Source organism: Calditerricola satsumensis (assembly GCF_014646935.1).
GTDB lineage: Bacteria > Bacillota > Bacilli > Calditerricolales > Calditerricolaceae > Calditerricola > Calditerricola satsumensis.
The window spans coordinates 1-16,485 of sequence record NZ_BMOF01000007.1; the positions used below are offsets into that span (position 1 = coordinate 1).

The window sequence follows — 16,485 nt, forward strand, 5'->3', positions numbered from 1 at the left end:
TTTGTTCCCTTGGCTTGGTTGACCTCGCATCCACAATTATTGACCTAGAGCCTGCGGTGGGTTGACAACAAGCGAAAGATGTGCATATAATCATTCACAACCTTTGGCTGCGTACGGGCGTTGATGAGGAGCAGTAGCCGTACCGGCTGTCGGCAGAGAGTTGACGGGCGGTGCGAGTCAACCGGCCGGTCGGCGAACCTCGCCTCGGAGCCCGCCGGGTGGAAGGAGCACGGGCGCCGGCGACAATCGTCCCGGGCTTTGCGTACATTCGGCCGTCTTCCCCACGATACGGGGATGGAGGGAGTGCGCCCGCCGGCCGCGCGGGACGCTGCGCGTGAACGGCGCAGGTTGCGGCGGCGAGACGGGTGCGCTAACTAGGGTGGTACCGCGGGAGCGAACCTCTCGTCCCTAGCGCGGCTGGGGGCGGGAGGTTTTTCGCGTTTGCGGGTTAGGCACATCCCGGCGGACGCGGTGACGGGCGGATGGTGCGGAGAGAACAACCGAATGGAGGAGGGAGTGTTCCATGGCCAAGACGGGTGTGGCGAGCACCTACAACCCGAGAGAAATCGAGCCGCGCTGGCAGCGCGTGTGGGAGGAACAAGACGCCTTTCGCACCGACGAGGAGAGCGACAAGCCGAAATTCTATTGCCTGGAGATGTTCCCGTATCCCTCGGGTCGCCTGCACATGGGCCACATGCGCGTCTATTCCATCGGCGACGTCATCGCCCGCTTCAAGCGGATGAACGGCTACCGCGTGCTGCACCCGATGGGATGGGACGCCTTCGGGCTGCCGGCGGAGAACGCGGCGATCAAGTACGGTGCCCAGCCGGCCAAGTGGACGTACGAGAACATCGCCTACATGAAGCGGCAGCAAAAGTCCCTCGGCGTCAGCTACGACTGGTCGCGCGAGGTGACCACCTGCTCGCCCGACTACTACAAGTTTACGCAGTGGATGTTCCTCCTTTTCTACGAGCGCGGCCTGGCCTACCGCAAGAAGGCGCCGGTCAACTGGTGCCCGGAATGCAACACCGTGCTGGCCAACGAGCAGGTGGAAAACGGGCGCTGCTGGCGCTGCGACGCCGAGGTGACGAAGAAGGAGCTGGAGCAGTGGTTTTTGCGCATCACCGACTACGCCGAGCGCCTCTTGGCCGACCTGGACAAGCTGGAGGGGTGGCCGGAGCGGGTCAAGGTGATGCAGAAAAACTGGATCGGCAAGAGCGAGGGGGCCAACATCGCCTTTGCCGTGCCCGAGCTGGGCGAGACGATCACCGTCTTCACCACGCGGCCGGACACGCTGTTTGGCGTCACCTATCTCGTGCTGGCACCGGAACACCCGCTGGTGGAGCGCCTCATCGCCGGCAAGGAGACGGAGACGGCGGTGCGGGCCTTCGTCGAGCGGATGAAGAAAACGCGCGATTTTGAGCGCACGGCGGCGGATGCCGAAAAGGAAGGCCTGTTCACCGGTTCCTACGCTGTCCATCCCCTGACCGGCGAGCGGGTGCCGATCTGGGTGGCCAACTACGTGCTGATGGACTACGGCACCGGCGCCGTGATGGGCGTGCCGGCCCACGACCAGCGCGATTTCCAGTTCGCCAAGAAGTACAACCTGCCCATTCGCGTCGTGATCCAGCCGGCCGACGGCCAGCGCCTCGACGCCGATCGCCTGACGGAGGCCTACGTCGACGATGGCGTTCTGGTGAACTCCGGCGCCTTTGACGGGATGCCCAACCGCCAGGCCATTCGGGCCATCGCCGAACACCTGAAGGAGAAGGGCCTCGGCGGGCCGGCGGTCTCCTACCGGCTGCGCGACTGGCTGATCTCCCGCCAGCGCTACTGGGGGGCGCCGATTCCCATCGTCTACTGCGACGACTGCGGCATCGTCCCCGTTCCGAAGGAGCAGCTGCCCGTCCTCTTGCCCGACGACGTGATCATCGACGGGAAGCGCAACCCGCTGACCACCTCAGAATCCTTCGTCAACACGACGTGCCCGCGGTGCGGCAAGCCGGCCAAGCGGGAGACCGACACGATGGACACCTTCATCTGCTCGTCGTGGTACTTCTTCCGCTACTGCGACCCGCGCAACGACCGGGTGCCCTTCGATCCGGAAAAGGTGAACCGGTGGATGCCCGTCGACGAGTACATCGGCGGCATCGAGCACGCCATTTTGCACCTCCTGTACGCGCGCTTCTTCACCAAGGTGCTCTACGACGCCGGGCTGGTGAACGTCGACGAGCCCTTTGCGCGGCTCCTCACCCAGGGGATGGTGCTGAAGGACGGGGCCAAGATGTCCAAGTCGAAGGGCAACGTCGTGTCCCCGGACGAGATCATCGAGAAGTACGGGGCCGACACGGGCCGGCTGTTCATCCTGTTTGCCGCCCCGCCGGAGCGCGACCTGGAGTGGAGCGACAGCGGCGTGGAGGGCTGCTTCCGCTTCCTCAGCCGCGTGTGGCGCCTGGTCGACCAGCACCTCGACCTGTTTGCGGATCGCCGCCCGGCCCAGCCGAAGGATCCGGCGGCCAAGGCGCTGCATCGCCAGCTGCACCAGACGATCAAGAAGGTGACCGAGGACATCGACAAGCGCTACCAGTTCAACACGGCGATCAGCGCGATCATGGAGCTGGTCAACGCCATCTCCGCCTATCCGGATGGGGCCGACCGGGGCACGCTGGCCGAAGCGATTGAAAAGACGATCGTGCTCCTTTCGCCCTTCGCCCCGCACATCGCCGAGGAGTTGTGGCACCGCATCGGCCATGCCGACAGCGTCCACGCCCAGCCGTGGCCGAAGTGGGACGAGGCGGCCCTTGTGGCCGACGAGGTGGAGATCGTCGTGCAGGTGAACGGCAAGGTGCGCGACCGGGTCGTCGTGCCGGCGAATGCGTCGCGCGAGGAGATCGAGGCGGCGGTGCTGGCCCAGGAGAAGGTGAAGGCGCACCTCGCGGGGAAAACGGTGAAAAAGGTGATCGTCGTCCCCGGCAAGCTGGTTAACCTGGTGGTCGGATAAGGGAGAGGGGGTGTAATTCCCCCTCTTCTTCGTTTTTCCTCGCCTCGCGCGCGTGTAAAGGGGCGGCACCGTTTTCACGCCACGGGACGCGGGTGGTGATCGACGGCCCGCTGTTCGGGTATGCCGGCGTGGAGTACCGCAAGCTGGTGCGGGGCGACCGCGGTTCTCTCGTGGTGCTCGTCCAAAACCGCCTGCGCGCGGCCGGTTATTACAAGGGGAGTTGCCACGGCGTGTTTGACGGGGCCACGGAATATGCGGTGAAGCGCTTTCAGCGGGCATGGGGACTGCCCGTGACGGGGCTGATCGGCTGGCAGGATTATGTGGCGCTGGGGCTCATCGAGTGAGACGCTCAATCCATTGAGAAAAAAAGGGAAAATCCCTGTTTAGCCGTCGAAAAGTAGAAAAACTTTTTGTCGAAAGTTGCGAATAATAGTTGTTGAATCATTTATCTTAAAAATCTATAATGTAAGGTGTGACGGAACGGCGGAGAAGGCATTGGCGTCGCCCATGCCGCATACAGTTACTACTGTGTTTTGCCCAGGGAAGGAAAGGAGGCCCGATGACCGTGCCGCTGTCGGCGTTTTCGTCGCACCGCAGTGCCGATCAGACCCAGCTGGTGGCGTTGGTGCAAAATCCGCACACCATTTTTGTTTACTGGGAGATCGGCGAGGACCGTCGAAAGTTGGCCGAGGAGATCACCGGGTGCGCGTGGGAGGAGCTGTCGTTTTTCCTGCGCGTGCACCAGATGGGCGACGGCGGAGGGAAAGGAGGGCTTGAAACCGTCGGCGTGTGGGACATTCCCGTGCACCGGGATGCCAACAACTGGTACATCCACGCCCTCACCCCCGGCGCGTTCTACCGCATTCACTACGGCGTGCGCACGGAGCGCCATGCGTTCTTCACGCTTCTCTATTCCCGCCTTCTGCAAACCCCGTGGACGTCGCCGGACGCGTACATTCCGTATCCGGGTCAGGAGGGCCCCCTCGTCGTTCCTCCCACCCGCTATGAGCTGACGCGCCTTTTGTCGGCAAGAGCGTCGGAGACGTCCCCGAAGGATCAACAGGCGAACGGATAACCGAGACGGTCCGCGTCGACGGCCTCTTGCGCGTTCCGCGCAAGACGGCGTTCTTGTCGTTGCGGACACGACAGAGAGAGGCGATATGCCCATGAAGGAGTGGAGTCATGACCAGCGGATACGTCAACCTCGTGCTGCACGCCCATTTGCCCTACGTGCGCCATTTGTGCGCCGACCGGCTGGAGCACCGATGGTTGTTCGAAGCCATTACCGAATGTTACCTCCCCCTCTTGGATGTGCTGGAAGGTCTTGTGCGCGACCGCATTCCGTTCCGCCTCACCTTCTCGCTCTCTCCCACCCTGATGGCCATGCTGGCCGACCCTCTCCTCCAAGACCGCTATGTGGACCATTTGCGAAGGCTGATCGCCCTCGCCGAAGCGGAAATCGCGCATCACCGGGGCCGGGGACCCTATGCGGCGCTGGCCGAGGGGTACCGCGAGCGGTTTGCGTACTTGCGGGACATTTATGAAAACCGGTACGGCCGCAACCTGCTTGTCCCGTTGAAACGGCTGGCTGAACAAGGCGCGCTGGAGCTCATCACCACGACGGCAACCCACGCCTTTTTGCCGTACTGCGCGACGGAAGAGATGGTGCGCGCGCAGATCGCCGTGGGGTTGCGCGAGTTTGCGCGCCATATGGGGTTTTGTCCGCAGGGGCTGTGGCTGCCCGAATGCGCGTACCGCCCGGGGCTGGGCCGCGTGCTGCGGGCCTTTGGCCTTCGGTACACCTTTGTCGACGCCCACGCCCTGCGCTGCGCCGTGCCCACGCCGCCCCACGACGTGTATGCGCCGGTGGAGACGCCGGAGGGCGTGGCGGTGTTCGCGCGCGACCCCAAGGCGTCGGCCCAGGTGTGGAGCCGCTTTACCGGTTACCCCGGCGATCCGGACTACCGGGAGTACCACCGCGACATCGGCTATGAGCGTCCTCAGGCCTATTTGGACCGCTATCTTGAACCCGCTGGCGTGCGTGCGCCGACGGGAATCAAATACTGGCGCGTGACCGGGCGTAGCGAGACGAAGGAGCCGTATGTGCCGGAGCGGGCCAACGCCAGGGCGCGGGCGCATGCCGCCCATTTCTGGCACGCGCGCCGCACCGAGCTGACCGTGTTGGCCGAGCGGATGGCGACGCCGCCCGTTGCGACCGTTCCCTTTGACGCGGAGCTCTTCGGCCATTGGTGGTATGAAGGCCCGCGCTTTCTCGACGCCCTGTTGCGGGAGGCTGCAAGCGACGGAGCGGTGGCGTTCACCACGCCGAGCCGTTACCTGGACCGTCACCCGCCCTGCCACAAGGCCGAGCTGCCCTTTTCGAGCTGGGGCCGCAACGGCTACGGCGAGGTGTGGCTGAACGGGAAAAACGACGGGATCTATCCGCTTCTGCACCGGCGCGAGCGGGCGATGATCCGCGTCGCGGAACGGTACCGGACGGCATCGGCCTGGCAAAAGCGGGCCTTATGCCAAGCGCTGCGGGAGCTTTTGCTGGCCCAGTCGAGCGATTGGCCGTTCATCCTCGACGGCCAGACGGCGGTCTCCTACGCGACGGAGCGCGTGCGCATGCACGTGCAGCGCTTTGATGCGCTGGTGGGCATGGTTGAGGGGACCCATCCCCGTGACGAGGCGAAGCTCGCGTTGTGGGAGGCGGAAACGAATCCGTTCGCCATCGACGGCGTCCTCATCAACCAGTTGGCGGCCTGGGCGGGGATAAAGCCGGCAGCGGTGTGGCCGGCGCCGGTCAAGCGGGTGCTCCTGCTCACCTGGGAATTTCCCCCGCGCATCGTCGGCGGCCTGGCCCGCCATGTTGCCGAGCTGAGCCGGGCCCTGGTGCGCCAAGGCGTGGAGGTGCACGTCCTCACCTGCGCCGTTCCCGGGACGGCCAGCGAAGAGGTGTGGCACGGCGTGCGCGTGTTCCGCGTGCCGGTTGCCTTTGTGCGGGACGACGCGTTCCTGCACTGGGTCGACCAGTTCAACCTTGCCACGGTGGCGAAGGCCGGGGAGCTGCTGGAACAGTACGCCTACGATTGCCTCCACGCCCACGATTGGCTCGTGGAACGGGCCGCCCGCGCCCTCCAGCGCGCAGCAAGGCTGCCGCTCGTGACCACCATCCACGCCACGGAGCACGGGCGGTTTGGTGGACTCCACACCGCCTTGCAACGGGCCATTCACGGGCGCGAAGCGGCGCTGGTTGCCTCGAGCGACCACGTCATCGTGTGCAGCCAGGCCATGCGGCGCGAAGTGCGGCGCCTGTTTGCCGTGCCGCCGGAGCGCCTGTCGGTGATCCCCAACGGGGTTGACCGAACGGCCTTCCGCGGGGCGAACGGCGCGGCGGCCCGGGCACAGCTGGGCCTTCCGCCCGGGAAGCGGCTCGTCGTCTTTGTCGGCCGGTTGGTGCACGAGAAAGGGGTGCACGTGCTCATGTCCGCCGTGCCGGAGATCGTGGCCCACTGCCCCGACGTGCACGTCGTCGTGGTGGGCAAGGGTCCGATGTTGCCCCACCTGGAGGACCAGGCCCGCGCGATGGGGATCGCCGAACGCGTCACCTTTACCGGCTTTGTGCCCGACGCCCTGCGCAACGGCCTCCTGGTCGCCGCCGACGTGGCCGTCTTTCCCAGCTTGTACGAGCCCTTCGGCATCGTCGCCCTTGAGGCGATGGCCGCCGGCGCGCCGGTGGTGGTGTCGCACACGGGCGGGCTGGCCGAAATCGTGCGCCATGAGGAAAACGGCCTGACCGCCTATCCCGGTCACGCCCGGTCGCTGGCCGAGCAGGTGGTGCGCGTCCTGACCGATGAACGGCTGCGCGGGCGGATCGCGGAAGTGTCGGCGCGCGAAGTGGCCACCGTTTACGATTGGGACGGCATTGCCCGGCGGACGCTGGAGGCGTATCGGGCAGCGCTTCGACAAAAACAAGCGGCAACGAGGACATCCTGAGGAGGCGGGATTGGATGAAAGCGGTGATCATGGCGGGCGGAAAAGGAACGCGGCTTCGTCCGCTCACGTGCGCGATACCCAAGCCGATGGTGCCCCTGCTCGGCAAGCCGGTCATGGCCTATGGGATTGAGCTATTAATGCGGCACGGGATCCGCGACATCGCCGTCACCCTGCAGCACTTGCCCGACGCGATCCGGAACCATTTTGAGGATGGCGCGGCCTATGGCGTCCACCTGCATTACTTCGAGGAAGAGACGCCCCTCGGCACGGCGGGAAGCGTCAAAAACGCCGAGGCGTTCCTCGACGAGACCTTCGTCGTCGTCAGCGGCGACGCCCTGACCGACTTCGATCTGGAGCCGGCCATCCGCTTTCACCGCGAGCGGGGGGCGGTGGCCACGATCGTGCTCACCCATGTGGAAAATCCCCTGGAGTACGGCGTGGTGATCACCGACGCCGACGGGCGAATCCGGCGGTTTCTGGAAAAGCCCGGCTGGGGCGAAGTGTTCAGCGACAAGGTGAACACGGGCATCTACATTTTGGAGCCGCGCATCTTCTCGTTCTATGAAAAGAACAGGGAATTTGACTTCAGCAAGGATCTGTTCCCCCTCCTCATGGCCCGCGGCGAGCCGCTGTACGGGTACGTCGCCGAGGGATACTGGTCGGACATTGGCAACCTCGCGCAATACCGCCAGGCGCAGTTTGACCTCCTCGACGGGAAGGTGAACGTCACGCTGCCCGGGCGGGAAATCGCGCCCGGCGTGCGCGCAGAGGCGGGCGCGGTGATCGAGGACGGCGCCACCGTGGTCGGCCCCGCGTTCCTGGGCCGGGACGTCCGCGTACAGCGCGGCGCGGTGATCGACGGGTATACCGTGATCGGCAGCGGGTCCATCCTGAAGGCGGGCGCTTCCGTCAAGCGCAGCATCCTGTGGGACCGCGTCGTCGTGGAAGGGGGCGCCGAGCTGCGGGGGACCACGCTGTGCAGCCGGGTGCATGTCGGCAAACGGGCCGCGCTCTTTGAGGGCTCCGCTGTGGGCGAGCGCGCGGAGATCGGTGAGAAGGCGACGGTGCAGGCCGGGGTGAAGGTGTGGCCGGCCAAGCGGGTGGAAACGGGCGCCGCCGTGCAGACTTCGGTGATTTGGGGCGACTGCGCCGGTCGGCGCCTCTTCGGCCACTACGGCGTGTGCGGCTTGGCCAACGTGACGATCACCCCCGACGTCGCCGGGCGCATCGCCCAGAGCCTGGGCAGCACGTTGCCCGTGGGCGCCATCGTGGCCGTGAGCGACGACGGCACGCCCTTCGCCCGGGTGATCAAACAGGCCGTGGCGGCGGGGTTGCACGGGTCGGGCATCCACACCCTCGACCTCGGCGCGGTCGCCACGCCGGCGGCGCGCTTTGCCGCGCGGACGCTGGACGTGAGCGCCGGCGTCCACGTGCGGCACGAGACGGCCAAGGAGCAAGAGTGGATCCGCCTCCTCTTCTTCGACGGACAGGGCGTGCCGTACGACAGGGGCCGCGAGCGGAAAATCGAGAACGCGTACGCCCAGGAAGACTTCCGTCGCGTGCTCCCCGCCGAAATCGGAACGGGGCGGGAGGCACCCGGCCAAACGGCGGCGTACGTGGCGGCCCTCGTGGCGGCCGTCGATGCCGCGATCCTTCGCCAGCGGCGTTTCCGGGTGTGCCTGCAGTACGACGCGCGCCTTCATGCGACCGTCCAGGCGCTGACGACGGGGTTGGGGGTCGAGGTGGTCAGCCTGTCGCCGTCGGAGCCGCGGGACACGGTGGCCAGGGTGACCGCGGCGAGCGGATGCGACCTGGGCGCCGTCCTCGTGCCGACGGGCGAGGCGCTCGTGCTCATCCGCGAGGACGGCCGCGTCGTCGAACCCCCGCAACAGGAGGCACTGCAGGTGATCAGCCATCTCGCGGCGCGGGTGGGACAGAAAATCGCCCTGCCGGTCACCGCGCCGTCCCCCTTGGATGACCTGGCGCAGCGGCTCAAGGGTCAGGTGGTGCGCACGCAGGCCAACCCGGGCGCCCTCATGAGGGCGTGCCCCGACCTGCCCTTCCAACCGCTGTTTGACGCCTTCTACACCCTGGCGCGGCTCTTGGAGTTCCTGGCCGTGCGGAACGTCTCCTTGGCCGCGTTGTGCGGGCTGCTTCCCGACGTGGAGATCCTCCGTGTTGACGTCGATTGCCAGTGGACGGAAAAGGGCAAAGTGATGCGCCGCCTGATCGAGGAGACGAAGGGCGAGCGCGTGGAGCTCCTGGATGGGGTGAAGGTGTACCACGAGGACGGCTGGACCCTGGTCCTGCCGGATGCCGAAGAGCCGGTGGTGCACATCGTCGCCGAGGCGTCCAATCCGGCGCGGGCCGACGAACGCATCCGTGCGTATGCGGCCAAAATTCACCGTTTCCAGGAGCGGTAAACGGGAGCGTGTTGCGCACATGCCAAGACCCCTGGTCGTTGGAAACGGAAAACTGCTCGTCAATTTTGACGAAGGCCTCAACATGCGCGACTTGTACTTTCCCCACGTGGGGCAGCTAAACCACATCGGGGGGCATCGGAGCGCGCTCGGCGTTTATGTGGACGGCCGGTTTTCGTGGTGCGATGAGCCGGCCTGGCAGCGTACCCTCGGCTACCTCCCCGATACGCTGGTGACGGACGTGCGCGCCGTCCATCCCGAGCTGGGCATCGAGCTCCGCATCCACGACGCCGTGGACGACGTCGACAACGTGTACCTCAAGGAGGTGACGGTGAAAAACTTGACCTCGGAGGCGCGCACGGTTCTTCTCTTTTTCAACCAGGACTTGTCCATCGACGAGTCGGACGTCGGCGACACGGCGGTGTATGACCCGCGCCTCCACGCCGTGTACCATTACAAGCGCGACCGGTACTTCCTGTTTAATGGCGCAACGCCGGAGGGGGGCATCGACCAGTTCAGCACGGGCATCAAGCGCTTCCATCACGCCGAGGGCACCTGGCGCGATGCCGAGGATGGCCATCTCCATGGCAATCCGATCGCCCAAGGGTCGGTGGACAGCGTGATCGGCTTCCGGCTGCACCTTGCTTCTGGCGGCGAGCAGACGATGCATTATTGGTTCGTCGTGGGCGCGTCGTATGACGAAGTGGTGGCCCTTAACGAAAAGGTGCGAAGGACCGGACCCGACCGGCTGATCCGGAAGGTGGCCCATTATTGGCGGCGGTGGCTGACCAAGGCCACGCCGCCCCCCTCCGACCTTCCGCCCGAAGTGCTGGACCTGTACAACCGCAGCCTCCTGATCATCCGCACCCAGGTGAACCACAACGGGGCGATTACGGCGGCCAACGATTCCGACATCCTCCACTTTAACCGCGACCACTACAGCTACGTGTGGCCCCGCGACGGCGCGTACGTGGCCGACGCGCTGAGCGAGGCGGGCTACCACCGGCTGGCGGCATCCTTCTTCGAGTTCTGCGCCCGTGCGGTGACGAAGGACGGCTACCTGCGCCACAAGTACAACCCCGACGGGACGGTCGGCTCCAGCTGGCACGCGTTTACCAACGGAAAGGAGGAAAAGCTGCCCATCCAAGAAGACGAAACGGCCAGCGTGCTCTTCGCCCTGTGGCGCTTTTACCGGCGGGACGAGGACATCGAGTACATCCGCCGCTTTTACCCCGGCTTCATCAAGCCGATGGCCCGCTTTCTGCTCGCCCATTACGACCCGCGGTGGCTCTTGCCCAAGCCGAGCTACGACCTCTGGGAAGAGCGGTGGGGCATCTTCACCTACACGGCGGCCACCGTCTACGGTGGCTTGAACGCGGCGGCCGGCTTTGCCGAGCTCTTCTGCGACGACGACTTGGCCCAGGCGTGCCGCGCCCGAACCCAGGAGATCCGCGAGGGCATGTTGCGCCACCTGTACGATTCCGAATGCGGCCGGTTTTTGCGCGCCGTGTACCCGGAAGGCGACCGCCTGCGCAAGGATCCCACGGTAGACAGCAGCCTGTTTGCCCTGTTTTTCTATAACGTCCTGCCTTCCGACGATCCGCGCCTCATCCGCACGATGGCGGCCGTCGAGAACGCGCTGCGCGTGCGGACGGACGTCGGCGGGTTTGCGCGGTATCAAGCCGACACCTATTTTCAGCAGACCGACGATGTGGCCAGCGTGCCGGGAAATCCGTGGATCATCTGCACGCTGTGGGTGGCGCTGTGGAAAATCGTCTCGGCGTCCTCGGCAGGAGCGCTCGCGGAGGCCCGCGAATGGCTAATGTGGACGGTCCGGCGCAGCTTGCCGAGCGGCGTGCTGCCGGAGCAGGTGCATCCGTATACGGGCCAGCCCATTTCGGTGGCGCCGCTCACGTGGTCGCATGCCACCTTTGTCCACGTGGTGCGCCAGTATGCCCGGCGGTATCGCGAACTTCATACGGAGCAGGGGGGAACGTGAGTGACGTCGATCCGCTTCGGAACCGATGGCTGGCGAGCCATCATCGCCGAGGACTTTACCTTTGCCAACGTTCGTGCCGTCGTCTGCGCCATCGCTCGCTACCTCAAGAAGCAGGGGAAAGGGCAGCACGGGGTGGTGGTGGGGTACGACACCCGCTTTCTATCCGACGCCTTCGCCCGCGAAGCGGCCTGCGTGCTCGACGCCCACGGCATTCCCGTGCTCATGGTGAAGCGGCCCACGCCGACGCCCCTCGTCGCCTTCGCCGTCGTCTATTACGGCGCCGACGGGGCGATCATGTTCACCGCCAGCCATAACCCGCCGCAGTACAACGGGATCAAGTTCATCCCCGACTACGGCGGGCCGGCCACGCCGGACATCACGCGGGGCATAGAGGCGGAGCTACCGGATGCCCTGCGCGAGGCGAAAACCCTGCGCCTGCCCGAGGCGCCGCGCGCGGAGGCTATCGACGTGTGGCCGGCCTACGTGCGCCATCTTGACGGGCTTGTCGATTGGGAGACGGTGGAACGGGCGGCCCTGTCTGCCGTCGTCGACCCCATGTACGGTGCCGGACAGGGGCTGGTGCGCGAGCTGCTCGCCGCGCGCGGGTGGACCGTGAACGAACTGCACGGGAAGTGCGATCCGCTGTTCGGCGGCCATCTTCCCGAGCCGACGGAAGCCCACCTGACGGCGCTGCGCGACGCGGTGGTGGCCGGCGGGGCGCACCTTGGGCTGGCCAACGACGGGGACGCCGACCGCTTCGGCGTGGTGGATGGCGACGGGACGTACGTGACGCCGAACCAGGTGCTGGTGCTTCTCGCCCATCACCTGCTCGCGCGGCGCGGCTGGAAGGGCGCCCTCGTGCGCACGGTGGCCACGACCCATCTGCTCGACCGGGTTGCCGAGCGGTTCGGCGTGCCGCTGGTGGAGACGCCGGTCGGCTTCAAGTACGTCGGCGACGCGATGCGCCGAGGGCCCGTTGTGGTGGGTGGCGAAGAAAGCGGGGGCTTGAGCGTTCTCGGCCACATCCCCGAGAAGGACGGCATCCTGGCCAATTGCCTAATCGCCGAGGTGCGCGCGGCGGAAGGGCGGCCCCTGCGCGCGGCGTTGGCCGACCTGGAGCGGGAATACGGGCGCGCCGTGCATAAGCGGCTGGACCTGCACCTGCCCGACGACGCGAAACGGACCGTGGTGGAAGGCCTTTGTCAGGCTCCTCCGTCCGCTCTTGCGGGCCGGCGGGTGCGGGAGGTGCGCACCGTGGACGGCGTCAAGCTGCTGCTCGAGGGCGATGCGTGGGTGTTGGTGCGTCCCTCTGGCACGGAGCCGCTGCTCCGGGTGTACCTCGAAGCGGAAGCGGAGGCCCAGCTCGTGGCCCTGGAAGAGGCGGTGCGCGCGTTGACGGCGCGTGCCGAAACGGTGGCGCAGGGCCGAAAAGGCTAGGGCGGCATCCGGAAGCGCGTACGGCAACAGCCCCGGGCATAGGCCCGGGGCTTGCCATTGGGTCCGATTGGAGGTGTCGGCAGGAAAACGACACCATGAGCGCGAATCTCCAACCTGATCCCAAACCGGCTCAAGAGGACGATTCCGAATCGGAGGGGCTGGGGGAGAGGCGGCGGAAGTCCTTGCGCACCGCTTCGACGTCCTCCGCGAACTTTTGCCGCATGCGGCGATACAGCCGGTCGAAGGTGCCGTGCGTCTCCGTTTCCAGCACGGCTAGCCCTGCGCCGGTTACCCCGCCGGGAACGCAAACGCGCTGGCGAAGCCCTTCCAAGGTGAAGGCGCCGCTGGCGAGCAGGCGGCCAAAGCCAATGGCCATCTCCGTCACCAGTTCCGTGGCCAGCGCCTTGGGCAATCCCGTTTCCCGCACCGCCGCTTCGGCCATCTCCTGCAGGAGGTAGCTGAGGAACGCGGGCCCGCAGCTGGAGAGATCGGAGGCGATGCGCGTCCACCGTTCATCGATTTCCACGGGGCGCCCGATGGCACGAAGCCAGCCCAGGAGTTCGCGGTGTTCCGCGTCGGAAAACCGCGAGCCGCGAACGACGAGCAGGGCGCCGCTGAGGGCCCCGTTCGTGATGCTCGGGATGACCTTGACCACCTTGGCGGCCAGCAAGGCCTCCAGATCGGCGACGGACACCGGGCTGGTGATCGAGATCAGCCATTGCTCCGGTCGCAGGCGGTTGGCGATGCGGGCGAGGACGTCGCGGTATTCCAAGGGCTTGACGCAGAGGAACACGCGGTCGCACGCATCGGCGACCTGCTCGGCGTTTGGCGTCACGCGTAGGCCCGGGAAGCGCTCGGAAAGGGCGTGGGCCTTGGCCGGGGTGCGATTCGTCACCCATACCTGTTCGGGACGAAGGGATCCCGAGGCGAGAAAGGCCTGAACGAGAAGGGATCCCATGCTGCCGGTGCCGATAAAACCAACGTTCATCGCCGATCCCCCTAACCGCAGAACGTTCCCCTATGTTTCATGGGTATGCCCGGACGCGTTTGGCGATGACGGCGGGTGAGGTCGGCAGCCGCCGGTTCGGAATCGGACGGGGAGGAGGATGCGATGCGCGAGTGGCTGGCGGAGTGGACAACGCGCGAACGCCGGTTGGCGGCGGCGGTTGCCGTTCTGGCGGTGGCCGTGCTGAGCCTGTTCGCCTATATCCTCTGGGGAGAGAGGAGCGAGACGACGTGGATGGCCGATCCGCCGATGGCGGGTGGGGCAGCTCCAACCCTTCCGGAATCAGGGGGGCCGCAAGGGGGGCAGGTGCACCAGGAAGAGGCGGCCCGTCCCAATGAGGGGGTGAAAACGGTAACCGTTGACGTGAAGGGCGCGGTGAACCGACCGGGTGTCGTCACGCTGCCCGAAGGAAGCCGCGTGCAAGACGCCGTGCGCGCCGCGGGGGGCCTCGCCCCGAACGCCGACGTTGAGCGGGTCAACCTTGCCGCGCCGCTTGCCGACGGGATGGCCGTCGTCATCCCCCGCCGTGGGGAAAACCTGCCTTCTGTGGGGGATCCCGCTTTGGCCGGCGCAGCACAAGGGGAAAAGGTGGATCTCAATCGCGCCACGGCCGCCGAACTGGACGCCCTTCCCGGCATCGGTCCGTCAAAAGCGGCGGCGATCGTCAAGTACCGCGAGGAAAAGGGCCCGTTTCGCACGGTGGAAGACCTGTTGGATGTTCCCGGGATTGGCCCGGCGCTGCTGGAACAACTTCGCGACCGCGTGGTGGTTCGGTAAATGACGAACATATGTTCGCGGATTTATGGCTCCACGGAGAGCGTGCACACTTTTTTGTGTTGGGGCACTTGCTCAACGTTGACACGCACACCGAAGGACGGCGCGTTGACAAGCGGCGGTCTGAAGCCTATAATAATCCTAACGTTGTGGGAAGGCATAATTTTTTGTCCGTCTTCTGTTCGCATTCCATCCAACCTCTTATCACGAGTGGCGGAGGGACTGGCCCGATGAAGCCCGGCAACCGGCGGGAGCGGCGGATGGTCGTTCTCGCAGCGGTGCCAATTCCTGCAGAATCCGGGCGCGGATTCTGAGAGATGAGAGGGGGGACGAGCGGTTGGAACGCCCCTTCTCGTCGGAGAAGGGGCTTCGCTTTTGTGATGGACCTGTGGCGCGCCGGCGTCCCGGGGCAAATTGACCACAAGGAGGAAGAAGCGCATGAGCACCGAGACGAAAACCGCCAACGCCTATCGTCTGGAAACCCTGGCCGTTCACGCCGGCCAACAGCCCGATCCGACGACGGGGGCCCGGGCCGTGCCGATCTACCAGACGACGTCGTACGTCTTCCGCGACACCGACCACGCCGCCAACCTGTTTGCGTTGAAGGAGCCGGGCAACATCTACACGCGCATCATGAACCCGACCAATGACGTGCTGGAGCAGCGCGTGGCGGCCCTGGAGGGCGGGGTGGGGGCCCTGGCGGTGGCCTCGGGACAGGCGGCGATCACCTACGCCATCCTGAACATCGCCCAGGCGGGTGACGAGATCGTCTCCGCCACCAGCCTCTACGGCGGCACGTACAACCTGTTCCACTACACGCTGCCCAAGTTCGGCGTCACGGTGAATTTTGTCGACGCGCGGGACCCGGAGAACGTGCGCCGGGCGATCACGAGCCGGACCAAGGCTGTCTTTGCCGAGATGATCGGCAACCCCAGGCTGGACGTGCTGGATATCGAGGCCATCGCCGAGGTGGCCCACGCCCACGGCATTCCGCTGATCGTCGACAACACGGTACCCACGCCGTTCCTGTGCCGGCCCTTTGACCACGGCGCCGACATCGTCGTCCACTCGGCGACGAAGTTCATCGGCGGCCACGGCACGACCATCGCCGGGATCATCGTCGACAGCGGCAAATTCGACTGGACCAACGGCAACTTCCCCGCCTTCACCGAGCCGGATCCCAGCTACCACGGGCTGGTCCTCAGCGAGGCCTTCGGGAATCAGGCGTACATTCTGAAGGCGCGCATCCAGCTGTTGCGCGACACAGGGGCGGCCCTTTCGCCCTTCAACGCTTTCCTCCTCCTCCAAGGCCTCGAGACGCTCCACCTGCGCATGGAGCGGCACAGCGAGAACGCGCGGAAAGTGGCGGAGTTCTTGGCCGACCATCCCTATGTCGAGTGGGTCGACTACCCCGGCCTGCCCGACAGCCCGTACCACGACCTGGCCAAGAAGTACCTGCCGCGCGGGCAGGGCGCCCTCGTCACCTTCGGGATCCGCGGCGGCCTCGAGGCGGGCAAGAAATTCATCAACAGCGTCAAGCTCCACTCCCACCTGGCCAACATCGGCGACGCCAAGTCGCTGGTGATCCATCCGGCCAGCACGACGCACCAGCAGCTTACCCCCGAGGAGCAGGCGCAAACCGGCGTGACGCCGGAGCTGGTGCGGCTGTCGGTGGGCCTGGAGCACATCGACGACATCCTCGAGGACCTCGACCAGGCGCTGCGGGCCAGCCAGCGGTAAAGCGAGCAAGAAAAGGCGAAAGCGGCCGGTGTTCCCGGCCGCTCCGCGTGTAGACAACATACCGGGAAGGTACAAGGTCTACACGCCTTTATATCGAAATCTCAACATCACC

General features: G+C 65.9%; 10 protein-coding genes and 1 riboswitch. Of the genes, 9 read left to right on the forward strand and 1 reads right to left on the reverse strand.

Going from position 1 to position 16,485, the window contains the following annotated elements:
• Positions 1-523: 523 nt before the first annotated feature.
• The 7 genes from leuS to IEX61_RS02985 all read left to right on the forward strand — a co-directional run bounded on the left by leuS (position 524) and on the right by IEX61_RS02985 (position 12,853).
• Positions 524-3,001: a leucine--tRNA ligase gene (gene leuS / locus IEX61_RS02955; RefSeq protein WP_172673527.1), complete on the forward strand. Its 2,478-nt coding sequence runs from the start codon at positions 524-526 to the stop codon at positions 2,999-3,001.
• A 92-nt stretch (positions 3,002-3,093) separates the two neighbouring features.
• Positions 3,094-3,345, forward strand: a complete 252-nt coding sequence (locus IEX61_RS02960; RefSeq protein ID WP_229725633.1) for a peptidoglycan-binding domain-containing protein — start codon at positions 3,094-3,096, stop codon at positions 3,343-3,345.
• Between the two features lie 215 nt (positions 3,346-3,560).
• Complete coding sequence (locus IEX61_RS02965) at positions 3,561-4,076, forward strand: DUF4912 domain-containing protein (protein ID WP_054671206.1); 516 nt, start codon at positions 3,561-3,563, stop codon at positions 4,074-4,076.
• Between the two features lie 107 nt (positions 4,077-4,183).
• A complete protein-coding gene (locus tag IEX61_RS02970) occupies positions 4,184-6,997 on the forward strand; it encodes a 1,4-alpha-glucan branching protein domain-containing protein (protein ID WP_188816745.1) in 2,814 nt (937 codons plus the stop codon).
• A gap of 14 nt (positions 6,998-7,011) precedes the next feature.
• Positions 7,012-9,420 (forward strand): sugar phosphate nucleotidyltransferase, encoded by a 2,409-nt coding sequence (locus tag IEX61_RS02975; RefSeq protein ID WP_188816746.1) that lies wholly within the window; start codon positions 7,012-7,014, stop codon positions 9,418-9,420.
• A gap of 19 nt (positions 9,421-9,439) precedes the next feature.
• Positions 9,440-11,416, forward strand: coding sequence for a glycoside hydrolase family 15 protein (locus IEX61_RS02980; RefSeq protein WP_188816747.1), 1,977 nt, complete (start codon positions 9,440-9,442; stop codon positions 11,414-11,416).
• Positions 11,417-12,853 (forward strand): phosphoglucomutase/phosphomannomutase family protein, encoded by a 1,437-nt coding sequence (locus IEX61_RS02985; RefSeq protein ID WP_188816748.1) that lies wholly within the window; start codon positions 11,417-11,419, stop codon positions 12,851-12,853.
• A 130-nt stretch (positions 12,854-12,983) separates the two neighbouring features.
• On the opposite strand, the gene comER is transcribed toward IEX61_RS02985, so the two are convergent.
• Positions 12,984-13,841, reverse strand: coding sequence for a late competence protein ComER (gene comER, locus IEX61_RS02990; RefSeq protein WP_188816749.1), 858 nt, complete (start codon positions 13,839-13,841; stop codon positions 12,984-12,986).
• A 123-nt stretch (positions 13,842-13,964) separates the two neighbouring features.
• Here comER and IEX61_RS02995 point away from each other — a divergent pair, with 123 nt between their 5' ends.
• Positions 13,965-14,636 carry a ComEA family DNA-binding protein gene (locus tag IEX61_RS02995; RefSeq protein WP_229725635.1) on the forward strand — a complete coding sequence of 224 codons (672 nt, stop codon included), beginning with the start codon at positions 13,965-13,967 and terminating at the stop codon, positions 14,634-14,636.
• A 195-nt stretch (positions 14,637-14,831) separates the two neighbouring features.
• Positions 14,832-14,957: riboswitch (SAM riboswitch) on the forward strand.
• Positions 14,958-15,071: 114 nt separating this feature from the next.
• Positions 15,072-16,373: a homocysteine synthase gene (locus tag IEX61_RS03000; RefSeq protein WP_188816750.1), complete on the forward strand. Its 1,302-nt coding sequence runs from the start codon at positions 15,072-15,074 to the stop codon at positions 16,371-16,373.
• Positions 16,374-16,485 lie beyond the last annotated feature (112 nt).

Excerpts from the sequence above, each read along its gene's own strand:
- leuS (WP_172673527.1), top strand. The coding sequence starts at position 524 with ATGGCCAAGACGGGTGTGGCGAGCACCTACAACCCGAGAGAAATCGAG.
- IEX61_RS02965 (WP_054671206.1), top strand. The coding sequence starts at position 3,561 with ATGACCGTGCCGCTGTCGGCGTTTTCGTCGCACCGCAGTGCCGATCAG.
- IEX61_RS02970 (WP_188816745.1), top strand. The coding sequence starts at position 4,184 with ATGACCAGCGGATACGTCAACCTCGTGCTGCACGCCCATTTGCCCTAC.
- IEX61_RS02975 (WP_188816746.1), top strand. The coding sequence starts at position 7,012 with ATGAAAGCGGTGATCATGGCGGGCGGAAAAGGAACGCGGCTTCGTCCG.
- IEX61_RS02980 (WP_188816747.1), top strand. The coding sequence starts at position 9,440 with ATGCCAAGACCCCTGGTCGTTGGAAACGGAAAACTGCTCGTCAATTTT.
- comER (WP_188816749.1), bottom strand. The coding sequence starts at position 13,841 with ATGAACGTTGGTTTTATCGGCACCGGCAGCATGGGATCCCTTCTCGTT.
- IEX61_RS02995 (WP_229725635.1), top strand. The coding sequence starts at position 13,965 with ATGCGCGAGTGGCTGGCGGAGTGGACAACGCGCGAACGCCGGTTGGCG.
- IEX61_RS03000 (WP_188816750.1), top strand. The coding sequence starts at position 15,072 with ATGAGCACCGAGACGAAAACCGCCAACGCCTATCGTCTGGAAACCCTG.